This is a genomic window from Marinobacter sp. B-21, assembly GCF_056857895.1.
This window is the reverse complement of record NZ_JBSXNZ010000033.1, coordinates 1-14,635: the sequence shown is the minus strand read 5'-3', so window position 1 is coordinate 14,635 and position 14,635 is coordinate 1. Positions and strand designations below refer to the sequence as shown.

At 56.6% G+C, this 14,635-nt stretch carries 15 protein-coding genes; 4 read left to right on the top strand and 11 right to left on the bottom strand.

The genetic code is table 11. From position 1 onward, the window contains the following. The 6 genes from AC13C0_RS01280 to AC13C0_RS01255 all read right to left on the bottom strand — a co-directional run bounded on the left by AC13C0_RS01280 (nt 1) and on the right by AC13C0_RS01255 (nt 7,345). The gene (locus tag AC13C0_RS01280; protein ID WP_482953815.1) at nt 1-3,996 is read right to left on the bottom strand and encodes an ABC transporter permease; all 3,996 of its coding nucleotides are present in this window, start codon (nt 3,994-3,996) and stop codon (nt 1-3) included. Nucleotides 3,997-4,122: 126 nt separating this feature from the next. Then, a complete protein-coding gene (locus tag AC13C0_RS01275) occupies nt 4,123-4,419 on the bottom strand; it encodes a hypothetical protein (protein WP_482953814.1) in 297 nt (98 codons plus the stop codon). A gap of 66 nt (nt 4,420-4,485) precedes the next feature. After that, nucleotides 4,486-4,785, bottom strand: a complete 300-nt coding sequence (locus tag AC13C0_RS01270) for a helix-turn-helix domain-containing protein (RefSeq protein WP_482953813.1) — start codon at nt 4,783-4,785, stop codon at nt 4,486-4,488. Between the two features lie 261 nt (nt 4,786-5,046). After that, nucleotides 5,047-5,454, bottom strand: coding sequence for an acyl-CoA thioesterase (locus tag AC13C0_RS01265; RefSeq protein WP_482953812.1), 408 nt, complete (start codon nt 5,452-5,454; stop codon nt 5,047-5,049). A 76-nt stretch (nt 5,455-5,530) separates the two neighbouring features. After that, nucleotides 5,531-6,226 carry an SDR family NAD(P)-dependent oxidoreductase gene (locus AC13C0_RS01260; protein ID WP_482953811.1) on the bottom strand — a complete coding sequence of 232 codons (696 nt, stop codon included), beginning with the start codon at nt 6,224-6,226 and terminating at the stop codon, nt 5,531-5,533. A gap of 75 nt (nt 6,227-6,301) precedes the next feature. Beyond that, nucleotides 6,302-7,345, bottom strand: coding sequence for an alpha/beta fold hydrolase (locus AC13C0_RS01255; protein ID WP_482953810.1), 1,044 nt, complete (start codon nt 7,343-7,345; stop codon nt 6,302-6,304). A 66-nt stretch (nt 7,346-7,411) separates the two neighbouring features. Between AC13C0_RS01255 and AC13C0_RS01250 the strand changes: the two genes are divergently transcribed. Beyond that, on the top strand, nt 7,412-8,050 hold the full coding sequence (locus AC13C0_RS01250) for a TetR/AcrR family transcriptional regulator (RefSeq protein WP_482953809.1): 639 nt from the start codon (nt 7,412-7,414) through the stop codon (nt 8,048-8,050). A 163-nt stretch (nt 8,051-8,213) separates the two neighbouring features. On the opposite strand, the gene AC13C0_RS01245 is transcribed toward AC13C0_RS01250, so the two are convergent. From AC13C0_RS01245 to AC13C0_RS01225, 5 genes are all read right to left on the bottom strand, one after another. Beyond that, entirely contained in the window at nt 8,214-8,684 is a 471-nt protein-coding gene (locus AC13C0_RS01245) for a hypothetical protein (protein WP_482953808.1), read from the bottom strand. Between the two features lie 235 nt (nt 8,685-8,919). Then, complete coding sequence (locus AC13C0_RS01240) at nt 8,920-9,120, bottom strand: hypothetical protein (protein WP_482953807.1); 201 nt, start codon at nt 9,118-9,120, stop codon at nt 8,920-8,922. A 77-nt stretch (nt 9,121-9,197) separates the two neighbouring features. Beyond that, nucleotides 9,198-9,569 (bottom strand): hypothetical protein, encoded by a 372-nt coding sequence (locus AC13C0_RS01235; protein WP_482953806.1) that lies wholly within the window; start codon nt 9,567-9,569, stop codon nt 9,198-9,200. 263 nt (nt 9,570-9,832) lie between these two features. Continuing rightward, nucleotides 9,833-10,234 carry a type II toxin-antitoxin system VapC family toxin gene (locus tag AC13C0_RS01230; RefSeq protein WP_341581949.1) on the bottom strand — a complete coding sequence of 134 codons (402 nt, stop codon included), beginning with the start codon at nt 10,232-10,234 and terminating at the stop codon, nt 9,833-9,835. Further along, on the bottom strand, nt 10,231-10,497 hold the full coding sequence (locus AC13C0_RS01225) for a type II toxin-antitoxin system Phd/YefM family antitoxin (RefSeq protein WP_227539401.1): 267 nt from the start codon (nt 10,495-10,497) through the stop codon (nt 10,231-10,233). The genes AC13C0_RS01230 and AC13C0_RS01225 overlap by 4 nt, the downstream gene beginning before the upstream one ends. Nucleotides 10,498-11,062: 565 nt before the next feature. Here AC13C0_RS01225 and AC13C0_RS01220 point away from each other — a divergent pair. The 3 genes from AC13C0_RS01220 to AC13C0_RS01210 form a co-directional block, all read left to right on the top strand. Next, nucleotides 11,063-11,992 (top strand): alpha/beta fold hydrolase, encoded by a 930-nt coding sequence (locus AC13C0_RS01220; RefSeq protein WP_482953805.1) that lies wholly within the window; start codon nt 11,063-11,065, stop codon nt 11,990-11,992. Nucleotides 11,993-12,200: 208 nt separating this feature from the next. After that, nucleotides 12,201-13,961, top strand: a complete 1,761-nt coding sequence (locus AC13C0_RS01215; protein ID WP_482953804.1) for a DUF3141 domain-containing protein — start codon at nt 12,201-12,203, stop codon at nt 13,959-13,961. Continuing rightward, nucleotides 13,958-14,635, top strand: a 678-nt coding sequence (locus AC13C0_RS01210; protein WP_482953803.1) for a thiolase family protein, incomplete at its 3' end; no start/stop codon positions are given. The genes AC13C0_RS01215 and AC13C0_RS01210, both read left to right, overlap by 4 nt.

The following is a 14,635-nucleotide window of genomic DNA, read 5'->3' as shown; positions in this document are numbered from 1 at the left end:
TCATGCCGGGCTGGGTTTCGCAAACCCATTCACCCAATAGAGTTGATCATTGTCTTCAAAATCTGGCTCGGTATGCTCGACATTGTCCGAATCATATCGCGTCGTGTCTTTCGGCACCGGCGCTGGAAACGCATAGGGTTCCTCACCGATGGTCACACGGTACTGTGCTTTCGCTTGCCAAGAGTACCGGATTTCATGCTCGCTGGTCGGGATACCCAGGAGCCGTTGCGTTGTCCGATGGGTGTCTGGTGTTTTCACATAGAGAATGTGACCTGTAAGTGTGGCCTGCTGGTGCAGAATGCTACTTTGCTGCAAATCTTCCGACACCGGGTGCTTGGACATTGGCACCGAGTCCCGCCCCAGTCGGCGGGATTGACTCAACAGTTGCACTTCGCACACAGCTTCGATGCCCGGAGAGCCCAGTAACCCCGGCAGATTACTGTCAATCCGAATGGTGTGGGTCGCGTCCTGTAAGGCGCGGATGTCAGGCGTCAAAGGTGCCTTCATACCCTGTGCCTCAAGGCTGAGTATCAGCGGGACCGGCTGGTGAGTAAGGCGCAAATTGATCAGCAACCCCACCAGACGGTAGTAGGCTTCCACCGCATTGTCGTCTCCCTGCAAATGGGGCAATCCGTCGTGTTCGCCGAACGGCCCGTTGCGCAGCCAGTTCTCAATGGGTTCGTCCTGAAGCACCATGATCAAAGCCGTACCGCCCAGCATCAGCGCCAAACCAATCCAGCCGAGCGGCCCAAGCCCTAACAACGTGGCCTGGGCAGGCACCATGGCCGCCAGGGTGATAAACACACCGCTCACCGTGGTGACGCCGTAGCCCCAGGCAGCGGGGTCGCCGGTATTGAGCGCATAGAGTGTATCCGACAGGCTGATTCCGGTTGCGGCCAGACCACCAGTGGCACCCAACACCATTCTCATGGTTACTGCTTTAACACCCAGTGCTCTGGCAATGGCCTGAGCCACTTCACCATCGAATTCAAAGTTAAGAAAAGCCGCTACCTTGCCTTTTACATGATCGTTTGCGAAGCGTTCCGCCATTAAAAGCGCTGCCAGGGAAGAGTTATACGCTCCGGCAGACGCTCCAGACATCGCTCGATAGAAACCTCTTTGTCGTTTTATCTCTGAATAAGATCCAATCGAGTTCCAAACATTCACCACCTCAATCCCCAACACCGCCATTGGCAGGACTGGCGTATTCAGCATCCGGAACAGGCGACCCCGCTCTGCACTGCCCAGTTTCGACTGGTGCTGTTCCATGGCCTGTTCGGTGGCCCGAATGGCGGCGGCCACGGACGTGGCACGTCCACCCAGGGAATCCAGTTCGTCGCCAATACTGGCAAAGCGCTTTTGCGCCGCTGCCAGTCGTTCCTGCGCCTCAGCGCTGTTAGCCGTGGCCTGTTCGGCGGCCCTTTGCGCCAGGATCAGTTCGTTCTGGGCTTCGCTCAGGCGGCTGAGGGCTTGTGTGACCGGCTGGTCGCGTTCCAACACCCAGACGCGGGTTTGGCCGGTACTCTCGGTGTCGGGACGGACTCGCTCCCCGTCAGCCGACAAATCTTCCAGCCCAAGGATGTATTTGCCTTGTTGGATGGCGTTGGCCAGAGTCATCAGGCGCAGCCCTGGTAACAGGGTGGGCATAGACTGCCGGATGGCTTCCAGCGGGTGGCTCATGGTGGCCAGCCGCTGGGCCATCAGCCGTTGGTTGATGGCGGCCTGGGTTTGAGCCAACTGCGCTTCGGTTCGGGTTTGAACTTTATCCAATTGTTCCTGTGCGCGGCTGGCTTCTTTCAGGGCGGCGCGATACGCGTCGTTACCCGCTTTCAAAGCCTGTTGGGCTTGCTGTTCGTGGTGCTGACGAAGATCGGCGCGTTCTTTTTCCAGTTGGCGATAAGCCGCCTTGAGCTGCTGGCGTTCGCTGTCGTTGTTTTCCAGTGCGCTCAGGGCACTGCGTATCGCACTGTGGACTTCGTTGTGGGCAGCATTCAGGGCACTGGTACCCTGGCTGAAACCGGCGAACATCAGCGTGGTCAGCGCCCCAGCACGAATCTGTTCGGCCAGGCGCAGGCCTTCGAGGGTCAGGATGCCGTCTGAATCGTCCGGCAATTTGGCGGTTTCCAGTTGCGCCAGGGCCTGGCCCCGGAAGACGCCATCGCCTGGGTTCGGCGGTGCGTCTTTGGGTGCCTGGAACGGCGCCTCTTGCTGGTCCGGTTCGGCTTGCGGCCAGAGCATCCGGGCCAATGATACGTCACCCTGGCTTTGGCTGATGGCTTCGTGTTCGGTACAGAGCCCCCTCAGCCATTGCTTACCGGGCGTGTCAGTGCCGGGTTGGCCCTGTTCCGGATGCAATGGGTCCTGTTTAATGGGGGATTCCAGTACCAGGCTGATCAGTTGCCCGGTGAATTGAAAGGCTGCGGCGTAGTCAAAGCCCTCACTGCTGAACAAATCCCCCAGTACCTGTTGGTATGGCTGGCGGCGCAGGCATTGCAGAAGTTCGTCCTGAGCGCGTTCAAGATACTCCCGCCCCAGCGTGCGTTCATCAGTCATCAGGAGGCGGTCAATTCGATGACGACCGTGGTCTGGCAAGGCACTGGCGTGTTCGTACAAGGGGTTGGGTTCGCCCTGAAGTCGGGAAGGCAGGATAAGTTGGCTGACCAGTTTGGCACTGTCCAGATGCGGGCTTTGGCTTGCTCGCTCACCGCATAAGGCTAGCAGGGTTTGCGCGGTGAGTACCCGATGGGCCTGGTGGCGCATTTCGTACAGCCGGTCGTCAATCTTCAGGCCGCATACGCCCCGTTCGCGCAAGGGTTCCAGCACATCCGTTGCGGATGGATGGCGCTGCCAGTCTTCGTCGGCAAAGAAACGGTTTTTCTGGTTGTTGCCTTCTTCATCACACCGCTGCTGGATACATAGGGCCAGAGCACCCGGTTCGGGCTTTTCAAAGTCTTTCAGCGGCCCGGAGCGCTCGTCCGCCTCAAACTGTTCGTACAGATCTCCGGCCATTCGATAGGCTTCGTCTGCATGGCTGCCGGACAGGTTTTCCAGATACAGCCAGGGGCGCTCGAACTGCCACTCGGTGGCCGGTTTTCTTGGGCGTTGAGGCTTTGCCTCATCCAGATAGAACACTGGGCGGTCATTCGGTGTAACGCCCACCATGGCACCGTCGAACGCGATTTTGTGCGGCAACAGTCGTTTGATTTGCTGGCAGCGGTAATGGCGGAGGTTGAAATCGCTTTGCAGTCGGTTGATGCGAGATGCCGGAACGGGCGATTCTGAAAAGGCGATTTCCAGTGCCTGATCGTCACCGTCCAGTCGAAACGGCACCCAGATGTCCGACAGTGCGACGCCCACGGGTGGGCGCTGATCGGCGGTGATCTCGCCATCTTCGTTACGGTAATCATCCAGCCGAACATCGTAAAACTGGAGTTGGTTACCTTCCCAGACCACCCGCAGTTCGCGCCACAACCGGTCATGACGGAACAGATACAGGTAACCGGTTCGAGCCAGCACCGGCCAGTAGGGCGACGGCCCTATGTTGTAGCCACGCAGATAGTCGAACGGGACGACTGGGAGAATGACGTGGTGTTGACCACTTTCGCCGTCCTGCCATTGGGTGTCGGTCACGGTCTCAACCAGGGGTAAATCAATGGGTGGGCCTTCCTGGGTATCTACCCGCATCATCAGGCGGCTTTCAGGCTGATCCAGCCAGGGCCAGACCTGAAGGGTCGATGAGCGCTTGTTCAGCCCGGTGTGTTTCAGCTCACCGTCTGGCAAACGGGGGTTGGCATTCTCAGCGCCCTCGGCACCGGCCTTTTCCCAAACCACCAGTGATTGGGTGGTGGGGTGGCCCTTGCCATGAACTTCAACCTTCAGGTCGTGCCAGGCGCAGGGTGGCTTGTCGCCCAGACAACTGTGTTCAAGTCGTCCCTGGGCAGTGTGCGTGCCCTGGGGGCATGATGGGGCTGGCCGGGGGGAAGTTGGATGCACCATCCGATGACACTCCTTGTGCGCTGTTGTTCCATGGTTCGTGGAGCGTCCTGCTCCTGGCTGATTTCTGAGCGAATGCTACCGCATTCACTGTCGGGAGTCATTCTGTGTTTCAGTCATGCCGTATCTTCAGAGTTCACTGTCCTGCTTCCGGCGAAGAATCTCCGCGTTGATCGCTTTCAACTGGCGTTTCATCAACTGATCGTACTCCTGGTAGCTGAGGGTGCCCTTGCGTTTGATTTTCTCGACTTCCTCCGGAAACACAATACAGTCGTTTTCCAGATTCGGAAATTCCGACAAAGGGCGTTGTTTTTCCTCATCACGGCGGATCTGCTGTCCTGTCCAACGAATGAGGGCGACAAGAAAAGCGGATACAGCAAGAATCGTGAGGATCTGAAACGTATACACCAGTGTCTGATCGGTCATCGAACGTCCTTTTACTCTAAATCGTTCACGTCGTCTGTGAATGGGGCGGTGGCTCTGTTGACGGGCCTAAACCGGAAACGCATGATGGGTGCCGTCCGGCAACTCCACATCAATGCGCAACGTGCCTCCGGTCGCCTGTACATATTTCTTGAGGGATGACAGTCGCAAATCCTGTCCCGGCTTCTCCATCCCGGACACTGTGGGTTGTGTGATGCCCAAGGCTTTCGCCATGGCTTTTTGCGTGGTTCCCGTCAGCCTTCTGATTTCCGCAAGCGTGAGCTCCAGCAGCATGTCATCGGCCTTTGCCTGGGCGCGGGCCACAACATCGGGTGTCTCATCCGCGACAAGTTGATCAAGCGTTCTCATAATTTATCGTCACATCGCATATCGAATTTACCAGTTGGGATTGGCTTTAACCTATATAGGTTATGTCCTATATGCAATTTGTTTTCCGTAGATATGCCATATCAATCGTCTCGCAGACGACGCGCAGGATCTGAAGCAACCGGTGGGGCAGCAGCTATTTAATTTGAAACTGGCTGAGATTGCCCCTCAGGGAAGACTCAAAGTTCGGACAAGGGTTGAGGATGGATCTGACCAAAATATGTCAGTCTAAAATTATGTATTTCAATGGATTGGGCGTGTTTTTAGACTATTTTTCACGTTTGTTTGCCAACCCTCATCTAGGCCATGGACAGTCACTTCAGAGTCTCTTGCTTGTCCGAAACTGCCCATCACAATGGCAACGGTCTTGCCGTTCTGGGTTGCGCGCCCTTCGACTTGCGTCACAGCCTTGCCTTCACGAAGAATCTCGGCTGACAGCGTCAGAGGGTGTTCCGGTGCAGCCGGCCCGACAAAAGACACCATTAACGACCGCACATTACGCACCTCGTGCATCGCGCCCTTCATGCGATCAAAAATCAGTGCCACCAGTAGCCCGCCGAAAGACGCGCGCCCCTGCCCCCAAGACCCTGGAATTTCGGCTTTGCCGTCGTCGGTCTCTGCAAAATTGGCGCGTATATCCTCAAATTCCATGATTCTTTCCTTTCTCTGGCGCCATCGTAACGGCAGGAATCTTTTAGAAGGTGCGAGTTTGCCACGGCAATTTCGCTCACCAAGTCTCTTTAAATGGCCGCACTTCGGCCAAAAATGACCAGGCGTCCTTGGGTTGGTGGGCAAGATGAAAGACCTCCGCGGCGATAGAGCTCGGTGAGATGAAGAAATCATCCCCTTTGTCTGCATAACGTCGCCGGGCCCAGGAAACATCTATCACCGCGTCGATAATCAGGTAAGCGACATGCACACCCTTGGGGCCTAGGTCGCGGGCCAGCGATTCTGCCAGAATGCGCTGGGCTGCCTTGCTTGGCGCAAAGCCGGCAAATGAGGCACTGCCTCGTTGTGCTGAGGTGTTGCCGGTGACGATGATGGCCCCCTCGCCTGCTTCAACCATTGCTGGGGCTGTTAGCCTGGCCAGCGTAAGCAGTGCCATGGCATTGATCTCCATGTTCTGGCGCAGGGTTTCCGGGTCGATCTGGTCCCAGGTTCCAAAGGCGCCACCAACGGCGTTGTGCACCACCACCTTGGGCGCGCCTACTTTTTTGATGGCCTCGGCAAGGGCCTGCGGGTCGGTCACATCGCAAGGCACGGCGATGGAGCCTTCTATTTCCTGCTCCAGATCCAGGAGCCTGTCGGCGTTCCTAGCCACCATGGCGACCCGATAGCCGGCTTCGGCGAACCGTTTCACCAGAGCGGTACCGGTGCCCGATCCGACTCCGGTGATCAGGGCGAGGGGGTTGTCGTCATTCATGCTGTCCCCTCCTCGCGCGCGAGTTCTTCGCGCACAAAATCCAGCCGGTCGTTGCCGAAGAACATGGCGTCCGATTTATTTAAGGAAAGCGCTGATATAGCTGACCGAAAGTTCCGGATACTGAAAATGGGGGGCATGGCCAGCATCCGGCATGGAGATCAATTGCAGCATTGGCGCGTTCCGAATGAGCGGGTACCAGTTATCCACGGAAAACGAAATGTCATGATCGCCCGATATAGCGAGCATAGGGACGTCTGTTGAAGCGAACTTGCTTCGGAAATCCATCTCGTCAACGACAATACCCTTCAATCCGGCCACATAGCGTTGTAACAATTCCTGTGCCTTAGGCACCTTTGTCTGGTCCACGCCAGGCCATGTTCGCTCCATGGACGATTTAGCGGCCCGCTTGCTTTTCACCGAGCCAGGCTCAAAGAACAGCACTGTGTAGTCGTTCAGGTTGTACTCAGGTTTGAAGGCCGTCTGCACAAAAATCGGCTCGAAAGGCACCGCATTCTTACCGGGCGGATTGGTGCCAATCAGAACCGCTTTGCCGACCCGCTCCGGGTACAGAAAGACAACATACTGGGCGATCATCCCCCCATAGGACCAACCCAATACATCGTATTTTTCCAGTTGCAGATGCTCTGCCAGTTTCGCAACTTCTGCGGCCACTTCTTTAGCATCTGTGGGCAACGTACCTTCGGAATAGCCAATACCTGGGTAATCCAGCGTAATCACCGTGTGCGACTGCGCCAGCAGTTCCAGGAACAGAGGGTCCCAGGTGTCGAGGGTGCCCCTGAAACGGTTGATCAAAACAATGGGCGATCCGTTACCCATCGTTCGATAGGCAATTTTCGATCCCGCGATAGCGGCATATTGCGTCTCGGAGGCTGCGATTGATGGGCTTACAGGGTTCTCCATTTTAAGCTCATAAGTATCTGTTGACTGATTGGCGTCCGTATTGGCTACCGAACTACAGGCCGCACTCATGACAGCGGCGCCACCCACTAAAATCAGGGCTTGCAGGTATCTGCCGGTGCCACGCCCCAGACTTGTTAACGGCTTTATGGCGGACGCAAACCTGCGCCTGGGCATTGCTTCTTGCAGTGTGTTGCTCATGGTCGTCTCCTTGGCATGACGGGGATCAATGAAGTCGCCCGCTGTGAACGTTCGACGCAATAGATTATGTCCATCATCTATTTGTTTAAATTATGCCCATCATTTAAAATGCGTGTCAACGAGTTTAATCGCGATTGGGTCCAAGTCATGAGAGTGAGTCGAGAGCAGGCGGAAAAAAATCGACAGGCGGTTCTGGAAACCGCCGCGCAACTGTTTCGTCAGCGCGGTGTTGATGGCGTCGGTGTTGCCGACCTGATGAAAGCGGCCGGCTTAACCCACGGCGGGTTCTATGGTCAATTCAAATCCAAGGAAGATCTGGTCACACAGGCTACAACCCAGGCATTGCGGGAGAATGAGGACAACCGGCAGCGGGCCCTTAAAAGTACGGATAATCCCTGGGAGGCCATAAAGCAAAGCTATCTCTCGCCGCTGCATCGTCGGCATCCGGAAGCTGGCTGTGCCTTTACCACTCTGGCAGTGGAAGGATCCAGACGCGGCGAACCGTTACAATCGGTGCTGACCAGCGGCCTGGAGCACTTTCTTAAGGATCTGGAACCCATTGTGCCCCGCAAACGCGGAAAAACGCGGAGGGAACAATCCATTACGGCGCTTTCCGCCATGGTGGGAGCGATGGTTCTGGCGCGTGCCGTGGATGATGACGCACTGGCGACGGAAATTCTGGACACCGTCAAAGACGGCCTTTAGGCACTCGTCCGAGAGGGTTCGATTGCTCTCTTGCGGCTTATTTACAGCTGAACACCTTCCTCTGTTGCAACAAGAACAGAATGGAGGCCTGGCAAGCTAGCAAGCTTTGTCTACGAGTCATCGGGGAGCGAGCGCTCGAAAGCCCCCGCTCCTCGCAAGCCGGCTACATTGTCGTGATGCTTCCCTTAGATTGGCTGGTCCAGGCTTGCCCATCGCCGCGACGGGACGTAGTGGTTGACGTGCCACTGCCGGTGGCGCCTTCAAATGCACCAGTACCGCCCATTACTGTCCAGGTCGCCGGTTCCCCTTCTTCACCAAGCATATACGAATAATAAATCATGTCGCCGTTGTCCGAGATGCTTGTGCAATAGCCAGCGCCTCCAGCCTGTCCTGAAGCAAGGACGCCCTGGTGCCCAGTGCACCATTGGCTCGATACGTCGCCGTTTGCCCGAACCACCGTTCCATGGTTTCTCATGAGCGTTCTACCTTTTGTCCCATTCGGCATCTCTACAGCTTGTCCCTGTGAAATCTGTACCCAGTAGATCGTGCCTTCGACCTTCTTGGTATCTGCCTGGGCAGTGAACGCTAAACAGATTGCAAAAGCGCCAATGGCGCCGGTGTATAATTTTTTCATGACCGCGATCCCTATCAGTTTTTATCCTTTTGTAGGACTTCCCACGCAGGAAGCGGGATGACCTGCATTGGCGCATTGGTCTCAACAAAACTGCGGCTGAAGAAGCGTCGCGCTAGCACACTCCATTGATACGCGTGTTGACGTATTTAATTAACAATTGCACATATTTTTGGGAACGCAAGCTGGTAATCCGAAACCGGCGCACGACCCGTCACCGATTATAAAAATCAGCTTGTCAGAGCCGCGAGTCGGTAAGAACCAGATCAGCGTGTTGCCAGGCGTTGAGAAAGCGGCGTTGTACTTTTTCGGCTTCCTGCACATATCCCTGTCGTCGAAGCGCCTTCATCAGTCCGAACAGTGACCAGCCGTTTTCAGGAAATTTCAGCAGGTCTTGCCGGTACACCTGCCCAGCACGCTCAGGCTGGTCGGCTTGCAACAAGACTTCGCCCAAAGCCTGGCGTGTCGGGTAATACCAGCTGGGAGGTTAGTCGTAGTTCAGGGCATCTTCGCGTTCTACCGCGCGCGGTAGCTCATCCAGTCTTCCCAGTTCGGTTTTGGCTGCTTGTTGATTGCCCCGGCGGGTATAGGCCATGCCCCTGGCATAGTGGTATACCGCCCGGGGTAGACGAGGTCCTCGGCCGGCTCGTCCAGATTCAGTATCCGGTCCCATTTGCCAAACCGGACGTAGGCGTATACTGGTGTTATCCAGTAGTGCTGGAGCGTGGTCAGCGGTCGCACGCGCATGGTTTCGGCATCGACCATGTCTGCCATTTCCTGTGCCAGCCGGATTGCCAGCTCACTGCGACCTTCAAGCGTGGCAGTGGACCAGCCGAAGTGATAGTTATGGGGTACGTAACCCAGCCGGTAGACACTCTGGGGATCCACCTGTTCCAGGTAACTCTGGTCGGCCTCGATGGCACGGAGATTGGCGAAGCTTTTCGGTTTGCCCCTTTGGCTCGCCGTTTTCCTGCCAATAATCCCACGGTGTTAAATTCATCAGCGCATCCTTGCGTTCTTTAGAAATCGCTCGCGAAACCCGGCCTTGCTCTACTTCGGTGAGGGCAACTGATACACAACCACACAACTCCGACACTGGCGCAGCTTCAAAATAGGGGTTTCTTCACTCACGATTTTCTCCTGGATTCCTATCACCAAATTGACCGAACGTGCTTGTACGCCCGGATGTTTTCGTCTGCTGTTACCAGCGGCACATTGAAGTGTCTGGCGAGGGCGGTAATCATCCGGTCGGCTGGGTCTTTGTGAAAGTCACCCGGCAAACGTGTTGATTCAACGCCCACCACCTCATCAACAGGTACAAACTTCACCCCCTCAATTTCACGGACGGTTTCAAGCCAGTCATCGAGGTTCATCCCCAGAGTCAAACGGTCACGTCCGACAAGCAGGGCGATCTCCCACGCCGATATTGCCGAGACCAGGATGATTCCGTCCTCATCCTGCTGCTCGTGATCTATTGCCGCCTTGGCGTTCGGGGAAAGCTGGCTGTCACCATTTACCCACCAAATCAGGGCGTGAGTGTCGAGAACGATCAATCCAGAGCCTCCCAATCGTCTTCAGCAACCGGTTCTGTCGGGCTCTTGAACTCCAGAACGCTCCCGCGCAACCGCTCAAGCGGCGACCGCTTATCGCTCCGGTAGCGTCGAATCTCTACAGTTGGTTGACCGCGATCCGTAACCACTACCGACTCTCCAGAGGTCTCAACCTTGCGGAAATACTCAAGTGCCCTTGCCTTGAATTGTGATTTCGTTACCTGTTCCTGGTTCATGGACACACCATAGTCATTGGGTATAGTCACCACTATAAATCAGCGTGGTGACTACCACAAGTGGTCATTTGCAATTTGGGACTTTTAGGCCCGACCAAATAGACTGAAATCCCTTTCGATCCAGCCAAGTCGCTAACGTGCGTCTGCCTGAATGACTGGACCCATAGTTCAGGCCCGCACCTTATAAGGAGTTCACGAACCAGGTTTTCAAGACTGCCACACACCTTGGTTGTCACCGTCTCACCAGATGCGTTTTTATACTTTTTGTCGTTGAAGGCCAGTGCAAGCTGATCAACATGAGTAATCAGGTAGCACTTTGTGCGGACCTCAGCGCCCAACTTATTGATTTGTTGCTCGGGAAATTTAGTGCTTTCTGTGGTCGTCCAGACTCGGCACCCATGGGAGTGATACTTCCCTGTTGAAACACTAAAATCCGTTAAAATGGCATTACTAAGGAATTTACTGCGTAGCCGCCCACCTGAGTCAAGAGGGCTGGTGCATGGGGTGTGAGCTGGACCGGCGTCTACGAGCCCTTTATTGGCAAACTGTGACGAGCCATCGCGCTCGATAAACTTGGGCTATTTGGGAGCCACCAGTGCGAAAACGCGTGTTCTACCTGACTATTGCTTTTGTGATCCTCGCTTTCATCGGAACCGGTGTTCAAACCTATCTCCGCGGCGCGCTTGCAACGCCATACGACCCGCAATCGATGACGCTTAACTATGAGCGGATAGGTGATGGTCCTACGAAGATAGTACTTCTGCACGGTCTGACGGGCTCGTTGAGGTACTGGAAGAAGGGTTTGGCGTATGCGCCGGACTCTTACTCATTATTGTTGATCGACCTTCTGGGTTTTGGCGACTCACCCAAACCCAATGGCAAATACGATCTGGAAGAACACATAACAGCCATTGAAAAAGTGATGAAAAAAGAGGGCTTTGATTCCGGCAATTCGTTCGCGGTTGGGCATTCGCTTGGTGCCATCCTGGCGATGGGGCTGGTCGGAGAACATCCCGAGTGGTTTGACGGGTTGGTGACCATCGGCCTTCCGAGTTTTGCCGATAAAGAGGAGATCAAGGAGACTTTCGCGAGAATTTCTTTGTGGGATGAATTATCCGTCGATTCGACCTACCAGTTCGTTTGCTATTTCCACCCGATTTACATGACCGAGTGGTTTCGGCCAAAAAACATTCCGAAGGAGATTTTTGACGAGGCAAAAAAGCATACCTGGGTCAGCTATTATCGCACGCTTGATGAAATTTTGGTGAACGCGGATTTGCAGAGGCTGGCGTCGAAAATACAGGACAAAAAAATACTGCTCATTCATGGAGAAAATGACCTCGCGGCACCGGTGGAGAACGCAGTCGCATTGCTGCCGTTTTTTTCAAACGCAATATTTGAGCGGCTCATGGGAGAAGACCATCAAGTCTATCTGTCAGACCCGGCAAAAATATGGGCTTTGATTGATAATTTTGCAGCGCCAGAGAGCCGCAACGTGGATAATATGGCCGGAAGCCTTCCTTGACCGAAATTTAAAACCGACTCTGCTCTTTCAAGATAGTCACCTTCGGTGTCGTGCCTGTGTTCGCATTCTTCAACGCAGGAATCGCGGTGAGAGATGGCATTGAGGGTTCGCTGGTGGCACCTCTACGGGGTGGCCGTGCTGGCGGCAACGCTGCCCAGCAGAGCCGACTTGACCAAACTTCATCCTGACACCGAGAGGTAAAACCACTATGAATGCCAAGCCAACGACAGACAAGGCGCCCGACCCGTCGGTCAGGCCCGACAAACACGCCACCATCCCGAGCAACCCGGCGACGGAACTGTTCGCCTACCAGACCGACCTGTGGCGGCGCGGCGTGCGCTACCTGGACACCCTGCGCGAGCGTGCCAATAACATGCTTGAGCATGAGCAGGCCGGCAAGCCACCGCTACTCGACTTCGACTATGAAATGATCCTGGACGGTCGCCGGCTGGAGCGCCCCGCCAACTATGCCCTGCTACGCATCACCCGGGTCGGCGAGGACTGTCTGGAAGACTGCCTCGACGAGACCAAACCGCCGGTGATGATCGTCGATCCGCGCGCCGGTCATGGTCCCGGTATCGGCGGTTTCAAACAAGACTCCGAAGTGGGCATGGCACTCCACGAGGGGCACCCGGTCTATTTCGCGATCTTCTTCCCCGAGCCCATGCCCGGGCAGACGCTGGAGGACGTGTTACACGTACTACGGCGCTTCGTCGAGACGCTGGCCGAGCGCCACCCCGACATGCCGCCGGTGCTCTACGGCAACTGCCAGGCGGGATGGGCCATCGCACTGCTCTCGGCTGATTGTGAGGGCCTGGTCGGGCCGGCGGTGCTTAACGGCTCACCGCTGTCCTACTGGTCCGGCGAATCCGGCGTTAATCCCATGCGCCTCGCCGGCGGGCTGCTGGGCGGCGCCTGGGTGACGCACCTGCTGGCGGATCTGGGGGGCGGGCGCTTTGATGGCGCCCATCTGGCGGCCAACTTCGAATCCCTCAAGCCGGCAAATACCTTGTGGCAGAAGGACTACCAGTTGTTTGCCGACATCGACGGCCAGCGCGAGCGATTTCTGGACTTCGAGCGTTGGTGGACCGGCTTCTATAGCCTGAGCAAGGAAGAGATTGTTGCTATCGTCGAGAATCTCTTCATCGGTAACAAGCTGGAGCGTGGCGAGTTTGAAGTCCATCCCGGTTGCACCGTTGACCTCAAGCGCATCCGCAACCCGCTGGTGATCTTCGCCTCCAGTGGAGACAACATCACCCCACCGCACCAGGCGCTCAACTGGATCCCCGCGGTGTACCCAGACACCAAGGCACTCAAGGCCGCTGGCCAGCGAATCGTCTACCTGATCAACCCACACGTTGGCCATCTGGGAATCTTCGTTTCCGCCAAGGTCGCACGGCTGGAGCACCGGGCGATCCTCGAGAGCGTCGGCGATCTCAATGACCTTGCCCCCGGGCTCTACGAGATGAAGATAGACAATCCCACCGGCGACCCGGACTGTCACAAGCCCCAGTTCCAGGTGCGTTTCGAGGAACGTCATGTGGAAGATCTGGAGTACCCCGACCAGGCACCGGAGTTCGAGCGCGTAAAAGCCCTCTCCAAGCGCAATGTGACTCTCTACGAGACCTTTGTCGGGCCCTGGGTGCGGCGGGTCACCACCCCCTGGTCGGCCGAGATGCTGCGCCAACTGCATCCGGCAAGAACCAGCCGCCTGATGTTCTCGGAGCGCTTCGCGCCCTGGATGGGCGGGGTCAAGTGGCTGGCCGAGAGGATGGAGGCCACGCCAACGCCGGTCAATAGTAGTAGCCCCTATCGGCAATGGGAGACGTCAGTGAGCGACTCAATCACCTCGGCACTGACGCTTGTGGGCACGACTCGCGACAGCATCTTCGAGACGGTGTTCAAGAGGCTCTATGGCGGGTTATGGCCCGGCAAGGACAAAACAGATACGCGAGGTAATCAATCATGAAAGAATCCAACGTCGTTCTCTGCGCTCCGGTACGCACGGCCATCGGCACCTACGGTGGCACACTCAAGGACACGCCGGCACCCGAGCTCGGTGCTACTGCCATCGCCGAGAGCCTGCGCCGCTCGGGCCTGACCCCCGAGGATGTGCAGAGTGTGGTGCTGGGTCAGGTGATCCAGGCCGGCGCCAGGATGAACCCGGCGCGCCAGGCTGCGATCCACGCCGGATTGCCGGTGTCGGTGCCGGCCATGACGGTCAACCGGGTCTGCGGCTCCGGCGCCCAGGCGGTGATTAACGCCGCGCAGGAGATAATGCTCGGGCATCGTGACTGTGCTATCGCCGGCGGAATGGAGAACATGGATCTTGCGCCCTACCTGGATCTGCACGGGCGCTGGGGCCACCGCATGGGCAATGCCGAGATTTACGACAGCATGCTGCGCGACGGGCTCAATGATGCCTTCTCTGATCAGCACTCTGGGTGGCACACGGAGGATCTGGTCAGCCGCTTTAACATCAGCCGCGAGGATCAGGACCGCTGGGCGGCGCGCAGCCAGCAACGCTTCAGCGAGGCTCAGGCGGCAGGACGCTTCGACGCCGAGATCGTGCCGGTCGAAGTCACATCCCACAAGGGCACGGCGGCCTTCGGGCGCGATGAGCACAATCGCCCCGACGCCACC

Coding starts and splice junctions, on each gene's coding strand:
- AC13C0_RS01250 (WP_482953809.1), top strand. CDS start 7,412: ATGTCCATCATCTATTTGTTTAAATTATGCCCATCATTTAAAATGCGT.
- AC13C0_RS01255 (WP_482953810.1), bottom strand. CDS start 7,345: ATGAGCAACACACTGCAAGAAGCAATGCCCAGGCGCAGGTTTGCGTCC.
- AC13C0_RS01265 (WP_482953812.1), bottom strand. CDS start 5,454: ATGGAATTTGAGGATATACGCGCCAATTTTGCAGAGACCGACGACGGC.
- AC13C0_RS01215 (WP_482953804.1), top strand. CDS start 12,201: ATGAATGCCAAGCCAACGACAGACAAGGCGCCCGACCCGTCGGTCAGG.
- AC13C0_RS01260 (WP_482953811.1), bottom strand. CDS start 6,226: ATGAATGACGACAACCCCCTCGCCCTGATCACCGGAGTCGGATCGGGC.
- AC13C0_RS01275 (WP_482953814.1), bottom strand. CDS start 4,419: ATGACCGATCAGACACTGGTGTATACGTTTCAGATCCTCACGATTCTT.
- AC13C0_RS01270 (WP_482953813.1), bottom strand. CDS start 4,785: ATGAGAACGCTTGATCAACTTGTCGCGGATGAGACACCCGATGTTGTG.
- AC13C0_RS01280 (WP_482953815.1), bottom strand. CDS start 3,996: ATGGTGCATCCAACTTCCCCCCGGCCAGCCCCATCATGCCCCCAGGGC.
- AC13C0_RS01245 (WP_482953808.1), bottom strand. CDS start 8,684: ATGAAAAAATTATACACCGGCGCCATTGGCGCTTTTGCAATCTGTTTA.